At 69.8% G+C, this 15,426-nt stretch carries 16 protein-coding genes and 2 riboswitches; of the genes, 4 read left to right on the forward strand and 12 right to left on the reverse strand.

The genetic code is table 11. The features are described from left to right. Nucleotides 1-128 precede the first annotated feature (128 nt). Complete coding sequence (locus ACOCEP_RS37575; RefSeq protein ID WP_482334500.1) at nt 129-1,784, forward strand: glutamate--tRNA ligase; 1,656 nt, start codon at nt 129-131, stop codon at nt 1,782-1,784. A gap of 151 nt (nt 1,785-1,935) precedes the next feature. Here ACOCEP_RS37575 and ACOCEP_RS37580 read toward each other — a convergent pair whose 3' ends face one another. Together ACOCEP_RS37580 and ACOCEP_RS37585 are read right to left on the reverse strand one after the other, a co-directional pair. Beyond that, nucleotides 1,936-2,649, reverse strand: a complete 714-nt coding sequence (locus ACOCEP_RS37580; RefSeq protein ID WP_482334502.1) for a hypothetical protein — start codon at nt 2,647-2,649, stop codon at nt 1,936-1,938. Nucleotides 2,650-2,663: 14 nt separating this feature from the next. Then, entirely contained in the window at nt 2,664-3,497 is an 834-nt protein-coding gene (locus tag ACOCEP_RS37585; protein ID WP_482334504.1) for a hypothetical protein, read from the reverse strand. A gap of 233 nt (nt 3,498-3,730) precedes the next feature. Between ACOCEP_RS37585 and ACOCEP_RS37590 the strand changes: the two genes are divergently transcribed. Then, entirely contained in the window at nt 3,731-3,955 is a 225-nt protein-coding gene (locus tag ACOCEP_RS37590; RefSeq protein WP_482334506.1) for a hypothetical protein, read from the forward strand. A gap of 4 nt (nt 3,956-3,959) precedes the next feature. On the opposite strand, the gene ACOCEP_RS37595 is transcribed toward ACOCEP_RS37590, so the two are convergent. The 4 genes from ACOCEP_RS37595 to ACOCEP_RS37610 form a co-directional block, all read right to left on the reverse strand. Next, complete coding sequence (locus tag ACOCEP_RS37595; protein WP_482334508.1) at nt 3,960-4,193, reverse strand: hypothetical protein; 234 nt, start codon at nt 4,191-4,193, stop codon at nt 3,960-3,962. A gap of 147 nt (nt 4,194-4,340) precedes the next feature. Beyond that, entirely contained in the window at nt 4,341-4,637 is a 297-nt protein-coding gene (locus ACOCEP_RS37600) for a hypothetical protein (protein ID WP_482334509.1), read from the reverse strand. A 114-nt stretch (nt 4,638-4,751) separates the two neighbouring features. Continuing rightward, the gene (locus ACOCEP_RS37605; protein WP_482339895.1) at nt 4,752-5,324 is read right to left on the reverse strand and encodes a hypothetical protein; all 573 of its coding nucleotides are present in this window, start codon (nt 5,322-5,324) and stop codon (nt 4,752-4,754) included. Between the two features lie 78 nt (nt 5,325-5,402). Further along, entirely contained in the window at nt 5,403-6,065 is a 663-nt protein-coding gene (locus ACOCEP_RS37610; protein ID WP_482334511.1) for a TetR/AcrR family transcriptional regulator, read from the reverse strand. Nucleotides 6,066-6,160: 95 nt separating this feature from the next. On the opposite strand from ACOCEP_RS37610, the gene ACOCEP_RS37615 reads away from it, so the two are divergent. Continuing rightward, nucleotides 6,161-6,517: a hypothetical protein gene (locus ACOCEP_RS37615; protein ID WP_482334513.1), complete on the forward strand. Its 357-nt coding sequence runs from the start codon at nt 6,161-6,163 to the stop codon at nt 6,515-6,517. Here ACOCEP_RS37615 and ACOCEP_RS37620 read toward each other — a convergent pair. Genes ACOCEP_RS37620 through ACOCEP_RS37645 form a run of 6 tightly spaced genes read right to left on the reverse strand, consistent with a single transcriptional unit; the run spans nt 6,450 to nt 13,967 of the window. Further along, on the reverse strand, nt 6,450-7,337 hold the full coding sequence (locus ACOCEP_RS37620; protein ID WP_482334515.1) for an ECF transporter S component: 888 nt from the start codon (nt 7,335-7,337) through the stop codon (nt 6,450-6,452). The two genes, ACOCEP_RS37615 and ACOCEP_RS37620, sit on opposite strands and share 68 nt — an antisense overlap. Beyond that, the gene (locus tag ACOCEP_RS37625; RefSeq protein WP_482334516.1) at nt 7,334-8,929 is read right to left on the reverse strand and encodes an ABC transporter ATP-binding protein; all 1,596 of its coding nucleotides are present in this window, start codon (nt 8,927-8,929) and stop codon (nt 7,334-7,336) included. Before ACOCEP_RS37625 ends, ACOCEP_RS37620 begins: the two co-directional genes overlap by 4 nt. Further along, nucleotides 8,926-10,038, reverse strand: a complete 1,113-nt coding sequence (locus ACOCEP_RS37630) for an energy-coupling factor transporter transmembrane component T (protein ID WP_482334518.1) — start codon at nt 10,036-10,038, stop codon at nt 8,926-8,928. The genes ACOCEP_RS37625 and ACOCEP_RS37630 overlap by 4 nt, the downstream gene beginning before the upstream one ends. Further along, nucleotides 10,035-10,955 carry an ABC transporter substrate-binding protein gene (locus ACOCEP_RS37635; protein ID WP_482334520.1) on the reverse strand — a complete coding sequence of 307 codons (921 nt, stop codon included), beginning with the start codon at nt 10,953-10,955 and terminating at the stop codon, nt 10,035-10,037. Before ACOCEP_RS37635 ends, ACOCEP_RS37630 begins: the two co-directional genes overlap by 4 nt. Then, nucleotides 10,952-11,530: a flagellar hook-length control protein FliK gene (locus ACOCEP_RS37640; protein WP_482334522.1), complete on the reverse strand. Its 579-nt coding sequence runs from the start codon at nt 11,528-11,530 to the stop codon at nt 10,952-10,954. The genes ACOCEP_RS37635 and ACOCEP_RS37640 overlap by 4 nt, the downstream gene beginning before the upstream one ends. A 10-nt stretch (nt 11,531-11,540) precedes the next feature. After that, nucleotides 11,541-13,967 carry a hypothetical protein gene (locus ACOCEP_RS37645; RefSeq protein ID WP_482334524.1) on the reverse strand — a complete coding sequence of 809 codons (2,427 nt, stop codon included), beginning with the start codon at nt 13,965-13,967 and terminating at the stop codon, nt 11,541-11,543. Nucleotides 13,968-14,056: 89 nt separating this feature from the next. Continuing rightward, nucleotides 14,057-14,124: riboswitch (cobalamin riboswitch) on the reverse strand. 112 nt (nt 14,125-14,236) lie between these two features. After that, a riboswitch (cobalamin riboswitch) is annotated at nt 14,237-14,363 on the forward strand. Between the two features lie 32 nt (nt 14,364-14,395). Between ACOCEP_RS37645 and ACOCEP_RS37650 the strand changes: the two genes are divergently transcribed. Further along, nucleotides 14,396-15,403: a peptidase gene (locus ACOCEP_RS37650; protein ID WP_482334526.1), complete on the forward strand. Its 1,008-nt coding sequence runs from the start codon at nt 14,396-14,398 to the stop codon at nt 15,401-15,403. The last annotated feature ends 23 nt before the right edge of the window (nt 15,404-15,426 follow it).

Genomic DNA, 15,426 nt, shown 5'->3' on the forward strand with positions numbered 1-15,426 from the left:
AGCACCGACGGAAAAGCACGTCTCGATCCGGCTTCGGGACCACCCTCACCAGGCCGGGAGGCCGGACGGTTAGGCTCTTCGGTGGCGAAAACCGCCATGCACCACGACGCCGGGAGATCTGAACCGCCATGCTGGACCGAGCAGTCATCGACGCCCTCTTCCCCGCCGACCTGCCCGAGCCCGAGCACTGGGAACAGCGTTACCCCGCCCGCGAGCTCCCCGAGGGCGCCCAGGTCACCCGGTTCGGCCCCTCGCCGACCGGGTTCGTCCACATCGGCGGCGTCTACGTCGCCACCATCGACCAGGACGTCGCCCGTCGCAGCGGCGGCCGCTACCTCGTCCGGGTCGAGGACACCGACCGGTCCCGCGAGGTCGAAGGCGCCATCGAGCAGTTCGAGCGCGGTTTCGCCTACTTCGATCTCGCCGCCGACGAGGACATCCACCGCGGCGGCGAGTACGGCCCGTACCAGCAGTCCGAGCGCGAGCAGATCTACCTGACCTACGTCCGTCACCTGCTCCGCACCGGCCGCGCGTACCTCGACTTCGCCACCAAGGACGAACTGGCGGCGATCACCGCCCGGCAGCAGGCGACGAAGCTGCCGACCGGTTACTACGGCTCGTGGGCCATCTGGCGCGACGCCGACCCGGCCGACGTCCAGGCGAAGCTCGACGCCGGCGACCCGTACGTCGTGCGGTTCCGCGCGCCCGACGACACCGGCGCCCGCGCCCGGTTCACCGACGCCATCCGCGGCCCGCTGGAGGCCGAGGCCAACCGCAACGACGTCGTCATCCTCAAGAGCTCCGACCAGAGCCCCCGGCTGCCGACCTACCACTTCGCGCACGCCGTCGACGACCACCTCATGCGCGTCAACCTGGTCATCCGCGGCGACGAGTGGATCTCGTCGGTGCCGGTGCACCAGCAGCTGTTCGACGCGCTCGGCTTCGAGCCGATCACATACGCGCACATCGCGCCGCTGATGAAGCAGGAGGGCGGCAGCAAGCGCAAGCTGTCGAAGCGCAAGGACCCGGAAGCGAGCGTCGACTTCTACATCGAGTCCGGCTACCCCACCAAGGCCGTCCTCTACTACCTCCGCGGCCTCGCCAACGGCCGTCTCGCCGAGATGCCGCTCGACCAGGCGTTGAGCGAGCCGATCAACCTCGACGAATGCGGTGTCGCCGGCCCGTTGGTCGACCTGGTCAAGCTCGACGACATCTCGGCCGACCACATCGCCACGCTGACCGGCGCCGAGATCCTCGAAGAGGTCCGCGGCTGGGCGGAGCGGTTCGACCCCGAGCTGCGGACCGTCCTCGACGCCGAGCCGGAACTCGCGCTTCGCGCGCTCGCCGTCGAGCGTGACGGCGCCGAGAACCCGCGCAAGGACCTGAAGAAGTGGAGCGAGTTCCGCGCCGTCTACGGCTTCTTCTTCCCGCGGCTGCACACCGCCGTCGCGAGCGCCGACGACGAGCGGATCGCCGCGCTCGGCGTCGACTCCGAGGTCGTCCGGGCCTTGGCGCGGGACTTCGTCGAGAACTACCGGCAGCTCGACGACGGCCAGGAATGGTTCCAGCAGATCCGCGAGGTCGCGGCGAAGCACGGCTTCGCGAAGAACGCCAAGGAGTTCAAGAAGAACCCCGAAGGCTTCCCGGGCTCCATCCGCGAGGCTTCGCAGATCATCCGGATCGCGATCACGGGCTCGACCCGGAGCCCCGACCTGCACGCGATCACCCAGGCGCTGGGGCGCGAGGAGACACTGGGCCGGTTCTCCGGCCTCGTCGCCGAGTGACCAGGGCGGCTCTCGAACCGAAGGCCCGGCACCCCTGAGGTCACGTGACTGGATGGACGACACGCGTGACGTCCGCCCAATCTCGCGAAAGCCACTTTCGGGACGTCAGGCGTCGCGAAAGTGGCTTTCGCGACATGCTCGGCATCACCGCTCAGGAGGCGGGCAGGAACTGGTCGTAGAAGGCCGTCTTGACCGCGACGACCGCCTGCTCCGTCTCCCGGAACCGCACCCGTGCCTCGCTCGAGTCGATCAGCTGCACGAGCCGCAAGCCGAGCTGGTCGGAATGGGTGAGCGAAAGCGGGGACGCGGCGGCAAGCGGGCGGGACTTCGCGTCGTGCACGTGGTGCGGGTAGTAGAAGACGGACTTGTCGCCGAGCACCGGGCCGATCCGGCGCCACAGTTCGCCGTACTCGACGGAGACCAGCACCTCGCCCCAGAAGCGCAGGATGGTCAGCAGTTCGACGTCGGCGTGCTTCGAGTCGCCGGCCGAGGCGATCAGCTCCAGGGTGGTGTCGACGCAGGCCGTCGTGGCCAGTGACCTCCGCGACCGCACCAGCACTTCCCGCGGGACACCCAGCGCGAGGATGTCCGCCATCAAGTCCTCACGGTGCGAAGGCGTGCTGCCGGGCGAAGTGTTGTCCGGGTACTCCTCGCGGATGATCACGCGGGCGATCCGTTGCGATTGCTCGTCGGTGAGCAGGTCGATCGCCAGGTCGTAGGCCATGGTGAAGGCCAGCGACAGGAAACGCCGCTGCAGCAGGACCGTCCACAGCTCCTCCGATGAGAGCTCGGTGACGCCGCGCAGCGCCGGATGCTTCCGGAACCGCTCGATCAAACCGTCTTCGAACTCGTCAAGCTCGTGCATTTCCACACCTCTGCTCAGAAACGGATCATGTCGATGCTTCGGTTCCAGTCGGCGAGGTCGACGTCGCGGCCGATGTCCCACAACGTGTCGAGCTCGCGCTGGATCTGGTCGCCGAGCACCGTGTCGTGCGTGCCCTCGATCTCGAACTGCGGTGAATCGATCGCCAGCTGGCCGTGCAGGAACATGCTGACCAGGTAGCGCTCGTCGGCCCGGTACACCGAAACCGAGGCCTGCGAGTTGAACACCCGCACCTTCAGGTAGGCCTGACGCTTCGCCAGCCGCCGGTGCAGGCGGGCGAGGGTCTCCAGGCACTCCACGATCCCCGTGCTCACGAAGGTCTTGCCCGCGCCGTCGCTCCGGTCGAGCGCCGCTTCACGCAGCCCCACCAGCATCGAGTTCGGGTGCAGCAGCATGATGCGCACCTGGGCGCGCCGGTCGACGATCGCGGCTTCCAGTTCCTTTTCCAGCCGTTGCAGGTTGGGGATCCAGGTGTTCAGGATCGTGACCTGCTTGGCCTTCGCGACGTGCGCCGCGAACTCGTCGTCCGGAAAGCGTTTGTGCACTTCGACCACGCCGCCGTAGTGCGAACGGCGTTGGCTCGCCGCGATGGTGTCGATGTCGAGGCCGGCGAGACGATCGCGGATGTCTTCCAGCGCGCGCAACGGGGTCAGCTCGATGAGCAGCACCACGACCACACCGCTGACCATGATCAGCGTCAGCGTGGAGATGCCTTTCGGCGCCACTTTGTCCAGCAGGCCGAGCTGTTCCGCGATCCCGACCGCGAAGCCGACCACCGCCAACCCGCCGAGACTGAGCAATTCGAGCCAGCGACGCATTCTGCGGAGCATTCACCCTCCGGGATCCGGTGACCTTGGCCCTCATGTTCCCACGATGAGCGAGATCGTTGTGATCGGGGTCACCACCGTTCGTGTGACCTCTTTTCGGCCGCGGAATTCACGCGAAGAATCGAATCCGGCGCGGGAATCCGCACCCCGAAGGGCGCACGTCACAAGGCCGGTATGAAACGCGCGGACGCCGACAGACGACTTACCCGGTACGCAAGTAAGGAAAGTTGTGGTCGATGAGCCCTGATCGCGTTGTCCAGCTGCGCTGGGAGCCTCGCCGCGTGCAAGACGGCGACCGCGCCGCCTTGTCCTACCCCGGGATCTCCGTCATCCGGACCAAGTGCGGCGAAGTCGTCGGCCGTGTTTGGGTACCGGTCGGGGAAGAACCCACCTTCGCCGATGACGAGGCCTTGATCGCCGCCCTGCGCGCCGCCTGGTGCTGGACGAGACCGGCCGCCTGACCGCCTATTCGTCGCCCGCCCGGTACTTGCGCTGAAGCTCCTCGTCCTGCTCGCGCGGCGACTTTTCCGTCCAGCGCCCGTGGACGAGGTCGTTTTCCGTGTAGTCGGCACGTCGCGAGGCCCAGCCCGGCAACATGAACTTGCGCGTTCCGCCCCGGCCCCGGTCACGCAGATCGGTGACGACGGCGACGCCGATCACCACCACGAGAATTCCGAGGGCTATCCAGATTCCGACCATGGTCCGCTCCCCCCGCAGATCAGTCAGTTTCGACCAGGGTAGCGGTGAACGGCGGCCGGGCATGTCTCATTTTCCCCACGGAAAAGCCCGAACATGACGGTGCCCGGCGCCCGCGAGGTTTCGCGGGCACCGGGCACCGGGGGCGGTTCAGCCCCGGGCGTTCGGGTCGATCACGTCGCCGGCCAGCCCGGTGGCGGCGTCACCGAGGGCACCGGTGGAGTCGACGACGCCCTGACCGGCCGCGGTGGCCGAGTCGACGGCGTCCTGACCGGCGGCGGTGGCGTTTTCGGCGAGCCCCTGGCCGGTCTCGGCCAGCCCGCCGGCGGACTGGGCGACCTGGTCGGCGGCGCCGGAAAGGTCGACGCCGGTCAGTTCGCTGACCTTGTCGCCCGCGCCACCCAGCAACTCGGCGGCCTTTTCCTTCAGCGAGTCGAACAGGCTCATCTGGGGTACTCCTCAAATCGGTCGTGCGCAGGCGGCTGAACGTTCACCGTACAGGACAAAACGGGCACGGTGCGCGACCATCACCGCTCCGGACAGGTGAATGCCGAGGAGTGTTCAGTGGCAGGGCGGCCGGTAGCGATCGATCGAGAGACCGCGGAAATCGAGCCGGTTCGGCGTTTTGCCGACGAAGACCAGGCCTCGCGCCTCGGCCAGCGCCGAGGCGAAGGAGTAGCCGGGTGTCCCCAGCTCGGGCAGTGTCGTCCAGGCGTTCGCCTTGAAGCTGAAGAACTTCTTCACGAGCTTCCCGCCGGTCGACGGCACCTTCGTGAGCCACTTGTCGCCGCCGCTCCAGTGCGAGGCGGGACGCAGCTGGACGTAGAGATCGTCGGTCGCGCGGTAGGTCATCCAGAAACCGGCGGATTTCGAAAGATCGGCCTGTGCTTCGAACCGATTCCCCAGCCAGACGACGACCACGTGCCATTCCGCCTCCAGGAACTCCACCTTGGCCGCGTAACCGCCACGTTCGCGGACGAGCAGGCTGCCGGTCGGCGGCACCGTGGTGCCCTCGCCGGAGGCGAGCCAATGCTGCAACCGGTCGATCGACGGGGTGGCGCATTCACGGCCGTGCCCGGCGTTCGCGACCGCGCCAGGGCCGGCCAGCGAGGCCAGGAGCACCGACGCGATCACCGCGAGCGTACGACCGAAAGGAACCCTGGATCCTTGGCGCATCCCCGAAAGCTAGCACAGCGGGCAACGGTGCCCCGCTCAGCGGGAACTGTCCTTTATGGACAGACTGGCGAGCTCGGCGGCGAACAGCACGGCGGGGTCGAACCCCATACCGGTGAAGTGCCCGGCCAGCTCCAGCGACAGCACGCCGTGGATCCGGGTCCAGAACGTCACGGCACGACGCAGGACCGCCGAGGACACCGGCAGCCCGCCCGCCCACTCGCGATGCTCTTCGATATGGCCGTCGAACGCCGTCACCCGGCCGTCGTCCGGCGCCGCCGCGTGCACCCTGAGCAGTACGGCCATGATCTCGTTCGAGATCTCCATGGTGTCACCGGGCGCGCGATAGCCGGGGATCGGCGTTCCGTAGACGAACAGATATCGCTGCGGGTCCGCCAGCGCCCATTCCCTGATCGCGTAGGCGACTTCGGCCCCGCCGCCGGACCCGGCCGCCGCCCGGACGACGTCGGCGAGGCTCCGGTAGGCGTCGCGGACGAGATCCGTGATCAGGTCGTCGCGACTGGGGAAGTACCGGTACAGCGCCGGGCCGCTCATACCCACATGTCTGGCGATCGCGTTGAGGGACAACGCGGAGACACCCGTCGTGGCCAGCTGCTCCCACGCGTGCCGCTTGATCTCGGCGCACACCTGGGCCCGGTACTGCTCACGCGAGGTCTTCACGGCGACTCCTTCCAGACTCACTGGTTAGAGGCTATCACTTTTACTATTGACACTCACGCGGCGCCGGTTATAGCTTCTAACCAGAAGAGCCCGCGTGACGAAACCAGGAGGAACCGATGTCCACCCGGACGCTCGACCGCGAAACCACCGACCGCCGCTTCCCGCGTTCCGTCATCGTCTCGGCCTGGGCCGTGCCGGTCATGATCATCGGCCAGTTCGCGATGCTCGCGGTCGTCCCGGTCGCCCTGGTCCTGATCGGCACCCTGCGCGATGCCCGGCTCGAGGCGCTCCGCTTGGGCGCGATCGCGCTCACCGCGGCCTACGCCACGCCCCTGGCGCTCTGGGCGATCGGCCCCGAACGGGCGCGGAGCCTGTCCAAGGACATGCATCCGGTCTTCGCCGCGATCATCGTGACCGTGGGAGTGGCGTTCGCCGTGTCCTTCCACGTCCTGCGCCGGAAACAGGCTCGGTGAACGAAGGAAGCACGCCGAAGGAGGCCTTCCGTGAAGCCCGGCGCAACGTCGCGAGCACGGCGGGTCCCAGCACCAGGATCGCCACCGCGTTCGTGATCGCGCGGCCCGTGTCCCAGCCCGCCGTCGAGGTCAGCAGGGTGAACACGGCGAACCGATGCAGATTCTCCAGCAGCGGGGCGCCGGGCACGTAGGAGATGTGCCCGTCGTGGTACGGCACCTCGGCGTCGGTGATGAACGGCCAGAACCACAGGTTCATCAGGAAGCCGAAGACGTACGCGACGAGGACGCCGTACCCCACCAGCATCGCGATCTCGGCCTTGCCGGTGACGCGCCGCGGCAAAAGGCCCGCGCCCATCCCGATCCACGCCGAGCACATCATCTGGAACGGCAGCCACGGGCCGACCCCGGCGGTCAGCAGCGCCGAAGCGAACATCGACGTGCAGCCCAGCACGAAACCGAAACCCGGACCGAACACCCGCCCGGCCAGCACCAGCAGGAAGAACACGGTCTCGATACCCGCGGTCCCCGCGCCGAGGGGCCGCAGGGCGGCGTTCACCGCGGAGAGCACGCCGAGCATCGCGAGGGCCTTGGAATCCATGCCCCCTTCGGACATCTCGGCCAGCACGATGACGATCAGGATCGGCAGGATCCCGATGAACACGAACGGCGCGTCCGGGCCGTGCTGCATCGACTGCGGCTCGACACGGACCAGAAGCGGCCAGACGAACATCATCAGCCCCGCGAGCGACGCGAGACCGAGTACGCTCGCCGAGCGCGGGCCGAGCCGGACGGCCGGTGCCGTCGGGGCCGCCGCGGTCACGGGACCTCCCGCGGAAGCGCCGATCGGACCTCTTCCACGGTGAGCCACGGCTCGCCGAGGATCTTCGCGATCTGCGTGGCGAACGCCGGTGAACCGCCGAGCACCTCGCCGGTCGGGCCGTCCGAGACGACCTCTCCCTCCGCCATCACGATCACCCGGTGCGCGATCGTCGCGACGAACTCGACGTCGTGGGTGGCCACCACGATCGCCTTGCCCTCGGCCGTCAGCGAAGCGATCATCCGCGCCAGCGCCGCCTTCGCGGTGTAGTCGAGGCCGCGCGTCGGTTCGTCCAGCAGCATGATCCGCGGGGCGGCCGACAACTGCACCGCGAGTACCAGCGCGAGCCTCTGTCCCTCCGACAGGTCACGCGGATGCGAGGCGGGATCGATGCCCGGAGCGAGCCTTTCGAGCAGGTTCCGGCAATGCCCCGGCTCCGCACCCGATTCCGCGTCGGCGGCCTCGCATTCGGCGGCGACCGTCCGCAGGTACAGCAGGTCGCTCGCGGTCTGCGGCACCATGCCGACGAGCGCGCGAGCCTCGGCGCTGCTCAGCGTTTTCGGGTCCTTGCCCTCGACGGTGACCTTGCCGCCCTGCCGGGGTCCGGATCCCTGCACCGCCCACAGCAGCGACGACTTGCCGGAGCCGTTGCGCCCCATCATCGCCAGCACCTCACCCGCGCGCAGGGTCAGGTCGACCTCCCGCACCGCGACCTTCGGCCCGTACCGCACGACCACACCCGACGCGGCCAGCACCTCCTCACCGACGGCGACGCTCCGGGCGACGGGCGCCCCGAGAGGCAGCGACGAAGCGCGCCGCCGGGCGTCCCGTACCGACATCGGCAGCGGAGCCCAGCCCGCCAACCGTCCCAAGTGGACGATCGGGGGCGCGATGGGCATGTCCTTCAGCACTTCCGGCGGTGTCCCGTCGATCACTCCCCCGGTGCCGGGGACGTGGATCATCCGGTCCGCGAACGGGATCACGCGTTCCATGCGGTGCTCGGCCATCAGCACCGTCGTGCCGAGGTCCTCCACCAGCCTGGCCAGCGTCGCGAGCACCTCCTCGGCCGCGGTCGGGTCCAGCGCCGACGTCGGTTCGTCCAGCACCAGCACCTTGGGGTGCGTCGTCAGCACCGAACCGATGGCCACCCGCTGCTGTTGCCCGCCGGACAGCGTCCGCAGCGCTCGCCTGCGCAGTTCCGCGATGCCGAGCAGGTCGAGGGTCTCCTCCACCCGGCGGCGCATCACCTGCGGGCTCAGGCCGAGCTGCTCCATGCCGTAGGCGAGCTCGTCCTCGACCGTGTCGGTGACGAAGCCCGCGAGCGGGTCCTGCCCGACGACGCCGACCAGATGCGCGAACTCGCGCGGCGGCCGGGAGCGCGTCGTCACGCCGTCGACGGACACCGTGCCGTCGAGGTGACCGCCGGTGAAATGCGGGACGAGACCGTTGATCGTGCCGAGCAGCGTCGATTTGCCCGCCCCTGTCCGGCCCGCGAACAGCACGAGTTCGCCTTCACCGATGGACAGCGTCACGTCGGACAGCACCGGTTCGGCACGGCCGTGATAGGTGAAGGAGACGTGGTCGAGTTCGATCATGCGCGGGCTTCTTCTTCTAGTGCGGCGTAAGGAGGTTCGGGGGCCGGAGTCAGGAACGCGGGCAGCACGCCGATCAGCACACCGAGCAACGGCACCCACGACAGCGCCGGCCAGGACAGGTCGATCAGGGACGGGTTCATGTTCATCGGATTCACTTCCGAAGTCGTGAACAGGACGGCCGCGACGGCGATCCCGCTCACGGCGACGACGATCTCCGGCAGCTGCCAGCGATCGGGCCGGTAGCGCGTGCGCCGGACCCGCTTGCCCGCCGACCAGAACCCGATCAGGCCGACCACCAGCCCCACGGAAAGCACCGGCGCGGCGAGGTACCTGGGCGTGGAACCGTCCAAAGTGGCGTAAACGCCGACGCAGACACCCAGCAGGCCCACGATCATCAGCGTTCCCGTGATCAGCCTGGTCCGCGCCTCGGCCGGCCCCGCCCGGCCGTAACCGCGCGAGTCCATCGACGCGGCCAGCTGCAGTGAGCGGGAAAGCGCGTCCTCCAGTACCGGGATGAGGATGGTGTGGAGGGCGTTCAGCTTCTTCTTGCCCGAACCGCCGCGCAGTTTGCGGGCCCGCCGGACCCGCAGCACGCTCTCGGCCAGCTGCGGGAACACCGAAAGCGCGACGATCACCGCCGTGCCCACCTCGTACAACGCCGGCGGCATCGCTTTGAGCAGCCGTTTCGGGTTCGCGAGCGCGTTGGCCGCGCCGAGGCAGATCACCATCGCCGCCAGCCGCATCCCGTCGTAGAGCCCGCCCAGCAAGGATTCCGCGGACACGTCGCCGAAGAGCCGGATGCCCGCCGCCCATTCCGGCAGCGGGATCTCGGGCAGCCGCAGGATGATCGTGGCTCCCTCGCCGCCGCCGAACACGACGCGGAAGAACACGCGGATCGCGACGATGAACGCGCCGAGATACAGGTAGAGCCGGAACGCCAGAGCCCACGGCGCCTCACTTCGGCGGGCCACGACGACGTACCCCGCGACGGCCACGATGGTCAGCAGCAGCCACGGGTTCGTCGTGCGGGTCGCCGCGACGGCGAGCCCGAGCGCCCACACCCACCACGCGGCCGGATGCAGGTCGCGCGGCAGGAAGTAGGACGTCATCGAACTCCTTGTGCGCGTTTGCGTCTGCGCGCCATCAGGAATCCCGCCAGGCACAACGCCACTATCGCGGCGCCCGCCGCCCAGGGCGCCCAACCGCCGGCTCCGGACTCGCGTTCGATCGCCGCGTTGACGTCTTCGGCGGTCTCACCGCCGGTGAACGCGACGTTCGACGACGGGTCCTGCGCCTTCGGCCGCGCCGAGGCGCTCGGACGCGGTTTGGGCGGCGGCAGCGCGCCGGCGCTCGGACCCGCGGCGGGAGTCTCCCCCGCGCCCGGCTCCGCACCGGCCGTCGGCTGCTGGTCGTTCCCCGGCTGCGGCCGCTGTCGCTCCCCGGGATCGCCGGTGGCCGGCTTGACCTCCTCGCGCGCCACGCACGGCCGGCCCTCGGTGCCGGGCCGCACGGCGGAGATCCGCGGGACCGGGTTGCTCCGCGTGGTGGCGTTCAAGGAGAACGACCAGCCCTCGAACCCGCCGGGGGTGAAATCGCGGTTCTTGAGTCCCCACTGGCTGTAGTCCCACGCGCAGTTGTTCGAGGCGTGCCAGTAGGACCAGTAGGCCTGCGCGGGAGGTGTGTCGACACACGGCTCCCGGTACTCGCCGCGGCCGCTGACCGGGAGGTTCTCGGTCGCGGACGGGCGGTTCTCGATCCGGCAGACGAACGACTCGCCCCAGCGCTGCACCCCGGCGATCTGGAACCCGGCGCCCTTGAGCGCGTCCAGCCCGGTGCCGCGTGTGCTCTGGGGATTGCAGCGGACGATGGCCGTGCCGCCGAGTTTCTGGAAGTCCACCACCACGGTGACCCCGGTGTCGTCCTTGCAGAACCCGGGATATCCCTTGCCTTGGTCGACGGCGTGCGCGGACGGTGTGCTGGCGGCGATCAGGAAGACCGCCGCCAGCACGGGAAGGACCTTCCTCACGGGATGGCCGGGTTCCTCGGCGTGACACCGGGCGGCGGGTTCGTCGCCGCCGACTTGTTCAACGAGAACGACCAGCCCTCGAATCCGCCGGGTGTCACGGTGCGGTTGAGGGCGCCCGTGGTGCTGTAGGTCCAGGTGGTACCGGAGCCGTCGGCGTGCCAGTAACCCCAGTACGCGCCGGGGGAAGGCGTGTTGACGCACGCCTCCTTGTAGTTCGGGTTGGCCGCCAGCGGGATCGTCTCCGTCGCGGCGGGGCGGCCTTCCAGGCGGCAGACGAAGGCGAGGCCCCAGCGGGCGGTCCCGGCGACCGCGATCCCCGCGTCCTGCAACGCCTTGACCCCCGTGCGGGCGGTGCCCGGCGCGGCGTTGGGCGAACAGCGGGTGATCGTCGGCGCGGCGGTTCCGCCGTTGCCGTCCAGCTCCTGGAAGTCGACCACGACGGTGACCCCGGTGAGGGCGTCGGAGCCGGTGCAGATCCCGGCGTAGCCCTTCGTGGTGTCGACCGCGTTCGCGGGTGCGGCGGAAAGCCCGATCAGTCCGATGAGGACGGACGTCACGGCGAGCAGTCTCTTCATGGTGTTCCCCCTATTTCTTGATGAACCGGCGAAGTACGAAAACCAGGGCGATCGCGGTGAGCGACAGCAGGACGGCCAGCCCCGCGAGCCCCCAGACCAGCCACGACGGCGAGGAACTGGACTGCTCCGCGGCCAGGACCTGCGGGCCGGACGGCTTCGCCTCGGACAGCGGGAGCCGGATCGCGGGAGACAACGGCGAATCCGCCGCGGTCAGCCAGGACCGGCCGGCCACTCCCTGCGCGGCGGCCAGGCTGGTCGGGAAATCGGTCTCCCCGGCGGGCTCCTTGGCCAAACCGCCATCGGCTTGGACCAGGCCGCCCAGTGACCGCGCGGTTCCGCTCGCGTCGAGCCCGGCGATCTGCCGCGCGGCGGCGACGGCAGCGCTCAGCGCGATGTCCGGCTCCCCGCCCTCGCCGGTGATCACTCCCTCCCCGGTCGGCCGGACGCCGAGCGCGCCCACCGCGGCGACGAACGCCGTCACGCGCCGGTCGGTCCAGCCGTCGGGGCGCCTGGTCGAGGGCGTGGCGTCGGTGTGCGGACGGGCGGCGAGCGCGGTGACCGCGGCGGCGGTCGCGGCGAGGTCGCCCGAGCCGCATTCCGCGGAGTCGAGGTGCTTCGGGAAGGTTCCGTCGGCGCACTGGCGCGAAAGGAGCAGTTCGACCGCCGGACCGGGATCGGCCACGGTGGCCAGCACCGCCCAAGCGTGCCGCTCCACGGTCTCGTCGGCGTCGGCGAACGATCCGAGATCGGTGAACTTGCCGTCGGCACCGCGCAGTTTCACCAGATCTGCGCGCATTTGCCCGGCGACGTCGGCCTTCGCGAACTCGGCGACGAGCACGAGTTTCGCGAGCGGTCCGGCATACGACGCCTCGCCTTGCTCGTACGGCGCGCCGTGGGCGTAGGCGCGCACGGATTCCGGTTTCAGCAGGAACTGCGACGCGCGAGCGACCGCGTCCGGCTGCTGATCCAGCGCTCGCAGGGCCAGCACCACGTCGGCAGTGGCGTCGTAGTCGACGTAGGTCTTTCCGTCCTCGGTCACCTCGACGTGATCGCCGCCGGCCAGCCGGTTGGTCAGGTAGGCGGCGAGGCGGGCGGCCGGTGTCGCCGTGGCCGGGGTGGTGATCGCCGCCGGGGTGTTCACCCGGACGACGGCCGACGTACCGGCCTTCCTGGATTTGGGCGGCGGCGTCACCGACTTCGTCGTGGTGGTCGCCGTGGGAGCGGGGCCGACGCCGGCCGGCGGCCGGATGTCGCCCTTCGCGAGCGCGTAGAAGCCGATCTGTGACAACCCGAGCGAAGCTTGGGCACTCGCGCGGATCCAGGTGTCGAGCCCGCCGATGCCCGACGCTCGCGCGGCCTCGTAGGAAGCCGGGTCGTAGGCGATCGCGCCGAGTTCGCCCGCGAGCTTGGTGCCGGAGTCTGCGGCGTTCGCCTGCGCGGATTTGAGGTACCGCACGCCCTTGTCCACCGCCGTATCGGCGCCGCCCGCGTCGGCGAGCGCCTGGACGATCACCCCGGTGCTGTTGGTGTTCGGTGCCTCGGTGCTGACCCCGCCGCCCCAGCCGCCGCCGGGGTCCTGGTTCGCCTTGAGCCAGGAGACGGTCTTGGCGATCGGGTCGTCGAGTCCGGTCGCGCCCGCCTTCCGTGCGGCCAGCAGCGCCGAGAGCCCGAGACCGGTGGCGTCGCCGTCGGTCGGGGAAAGGCCGAGCGGCTTGCCTTCGTCGCAGGTCGAAAGCTTGTGGCCGCCAGGGGTGACGTGGTCGCCGGTCTCCTTCGTCGGGATGTATCCGAAGATGAGGCGGAAGTAGCCCTCGGAACATCGCTGGGTCAGCAACCTGTCGATGGCGATCCGGTCGTTCTCTCCCGCCGCGGCGAGCCCGATGACGCCGAGCGCCTGGCCGAACGAGTTCGCGTCGTTGTTCACCGCGCCGGTGCGCTCCGGATCTTTGGAGTAGTCGCTGACCCGGCCCTTGTCGGGGCCCGTGCGCATGATCGCGGCATGGGTCTCGGCGACCAGGTCGTGGCCGTCGAAGTTCCGGGCGTCACGGCCGGCGACCTGCGCGGCGACCAGCGTCTTGGCCAGCGAACCGCCGACGACGACCTGGTCGAATCCGGGCGCGGGAACGAACTTCTCCCAGGTGAAGTAGTCGCTCGCGTGGCCTTCGGCGTCGAGGAACTTCATGATCGGCCCGGCCTTCGCGCCGTCGCCCGAGGCGTACAGCGCGAAAAGGACGTCGAGCATCAGACCGTGGTCCGGCAGTGTGCCGCCGTTGGGATTCTCGAGCGTGCCGTCCGGCTTCAGCTTCGTCGCGAGCCAGCGGGAATTCGCCTTCGCGGCGCCGGAGTCGTTCGCGGCGGCGGCCGTCCCGGTGAGCAGTGCGGCGACGACGCCGACGCTGACGGCGAACGCCGTCGCGGCCAGGTAACCGCGGCGCATGACTCCTCCTTGCGGCGTGACGGAGGACGGCGCGGGACGCCGCGGTCACCCCTGTTTATCGCGACAGTGGTTCGTGCGTCCGCCCGTTCGGTATCCCGGCTCGCCCTGGTGAAGGGCCTACGGTTGCGCGACAGCGCCGGATTTCGACCGGCTTCCCCGTCACGGGCGGCGGTGTTCTGTTGTCGAGCCAGCCGAGGTTAACACTCGATCACCTCCGGCAGGCACCGCTGACCAGGTCGGTCACCAGGATCACATCGCCCCTTCGCGCATGGCGGTACTCTTCGGATCGTCCGATTCAGCGCGGTCGTGGGGGAAGTCCGGTGAGAGTCCGGCGCTGTCCCGCAACGGTGTGCCCTCCAGGCGAGCCCGGTCACCCACGTCGCGCGGTGTCACCGACTCCTGTCGTGGAACTGCGGGAAAGGGTTCTCATGAGACGTTTGGTTTTCGCTGTCGCCATACTGTGCGGCCTCGGGCTGGTCGCCGCTCCGGCGGCGGCCGCGGCCACCCAGAACAGGGCGGACGCCGCCGCGGGCTGGCTCGCGAGGCAGATGGCCGACGGGGAAAGGTTCGAAGCCGACTTCGGCGGCCAGAAGTTCCCCGACCAGGGTTTGACGATCGACGCGATCTTCGCGTTCGCCGCGGCCGGGGTGTCGGACACGAACGCGGGCAAGGCGATCGCGTGGCTGGCCAAACCGGAGATCACCGCGGGTTACGTCGGCGGTGGCACGGAGGCGTACGCGGGCGCGCACGCCAAGCTGTTTCTCGCGGCGCGGGTTCGCGGCAAGGATCCGGCGACGTTCGGCGGCGTCGATCTGAAGGCGGGCCTGCTCTCGCTGCTGACGCCGTCCGGCCGGTTCTCCGACCGGTCCGAATACGGCGACTACTCCAACGCCCTCTCGCAGTCGCTCGCGCTGCTGGCGCTGGACCGCACGCCCGGCGGCGCGCCCGCGTCGGCCGTGGCGTTCCTCGCGGGCAGCCAGTGCCCCGACGGCGGTTTCCCGCAGAACTTCGGCGAAGCGACGTGCGCGAGCGACATCGACGCGACCGCGACGGTCGTCCAGGCCTTGCGCGCCACCGGTGACACGGTGAACGCCGCCGAGGGCACCGCCTGGCTGGTCAGCAAGCAGCACCCGAACGGCGGCTTCGGTTTCGGCACCGACGCACCGAACGCCAACAGCACCGGCCTCGCCGCACAGGCTCTCGCCGGGCACCGCCCCGCCGCCGCCACCAAGGCGCGGGAATTCCTGCGGTCACTGCAGACCGGCTGCGCCGGCGCCATGGCGGACCGCGGCGCGATCGCCTACGACGCCACCGGCCTGAACCCGTCGACCGCCCCGCGCGCGACCGCGCAGGCGATCCTCGGGCTGGCCAGGGTTCCGCTGAGCGACCTGCGCGGCGGCGGACGTCCGCAGGCCCCGGTCCTCGCCTGCCCGTAACGTCACCTCGTGAGTGGTAAGGA

Source organism: Amycolatopsis sp. CA-211722 (assembly GCF_056828465.1).

Bases quoted from the DNA above. Each gene is read 5' to 3' on its own strand.
- ACOCEP_RS37575 (WP_482334500.1), top strand. From the start codon at position 129: ATGCTGGACCGAGCAGTCATCGACGCCCTCTTCCCCGCCGACCTGCCC.
- ACOCEP_RS37580 (WP_482334502.1), bottom strand. From the start codon at position 2,649: ATGCACGAGCTTGACGAGTTCGAAGACGGTTTGATCGAGCGGTTCCGG.
- ACOCEP_RS37585 (WP_482334504.1), bottom strand. From the start codon at position 3,497: ATGCTCCGCAGAATGCGTCGCTGGCTCGAATTGCTCAGTCTCGGCGGG.
- ACOCEP_RS37590 (WP_482334506.1), top strand. From the start codon at position 3,731: ATGAGCCCTGATCGCGTTGTCCAGCTGCGCTGGGAGCCTCGCCGCGTG.
- ACOCEP_RS37595 (WP_482334508.1), bottom strand. From the start codon at position 4,193: ATGGTCGGAATCTGGATAGCCCTCGGAATTCTCGTGGTGGTGATCGGC.
- ACOCEP_RS37600 (WP_482334509.1), bottom strand. From the start codon at position 4,637: ATGAGCCTGTTCGACTCGCTGAAGGAAAAGGCCGCCGAGTTGCTGGGT.
- ACOCEP_RS37615 (WP_482334513.1), top strand. From the start codon at position 6,161: ATGTCCACCCGGACGCTCGACCGCGAAACCACCGACCGCCGCTTCCCG.
- ACOCEP_RS37625 (WP_482334516.1), bottom strand. From the start codon at position 8,929: ATGATCGAACTCGACCACGTCTCCTTCACCTATCACGGCCGTGCCGAA.
- ACOCEP_RS37630 (WP_482334518.1), bottom strand. From the start codon at position 10,038: ATGACGTCCTACTTCCTGCCGCGCGACCTGCATCCGGCCGCGTGGTGG.
- ACOCEP_RS37640 (WP_482334522.1), bottom strand. From the start codon at position 11,530: ATGAAGAGACTGCTCGCCGTGACGTCCGTCCTCATCGGACTGATCGGG.
- ACOCEP_RS37645 (WP_482334524.1), bottom strand. From the start codon at position 13,967: ATGCGCCGCGGTTACCTGGCCGCGACGGCGTTCGCCGTCAGCGTCGGC.
- ACOCEP_RS37650 (WP_482334526.1), top strand. From the start codon at position 14,396: ATGAGACGTTTGGTTTTCGCTGTCGCCATACTGTGCGGCCTCGGGCTG.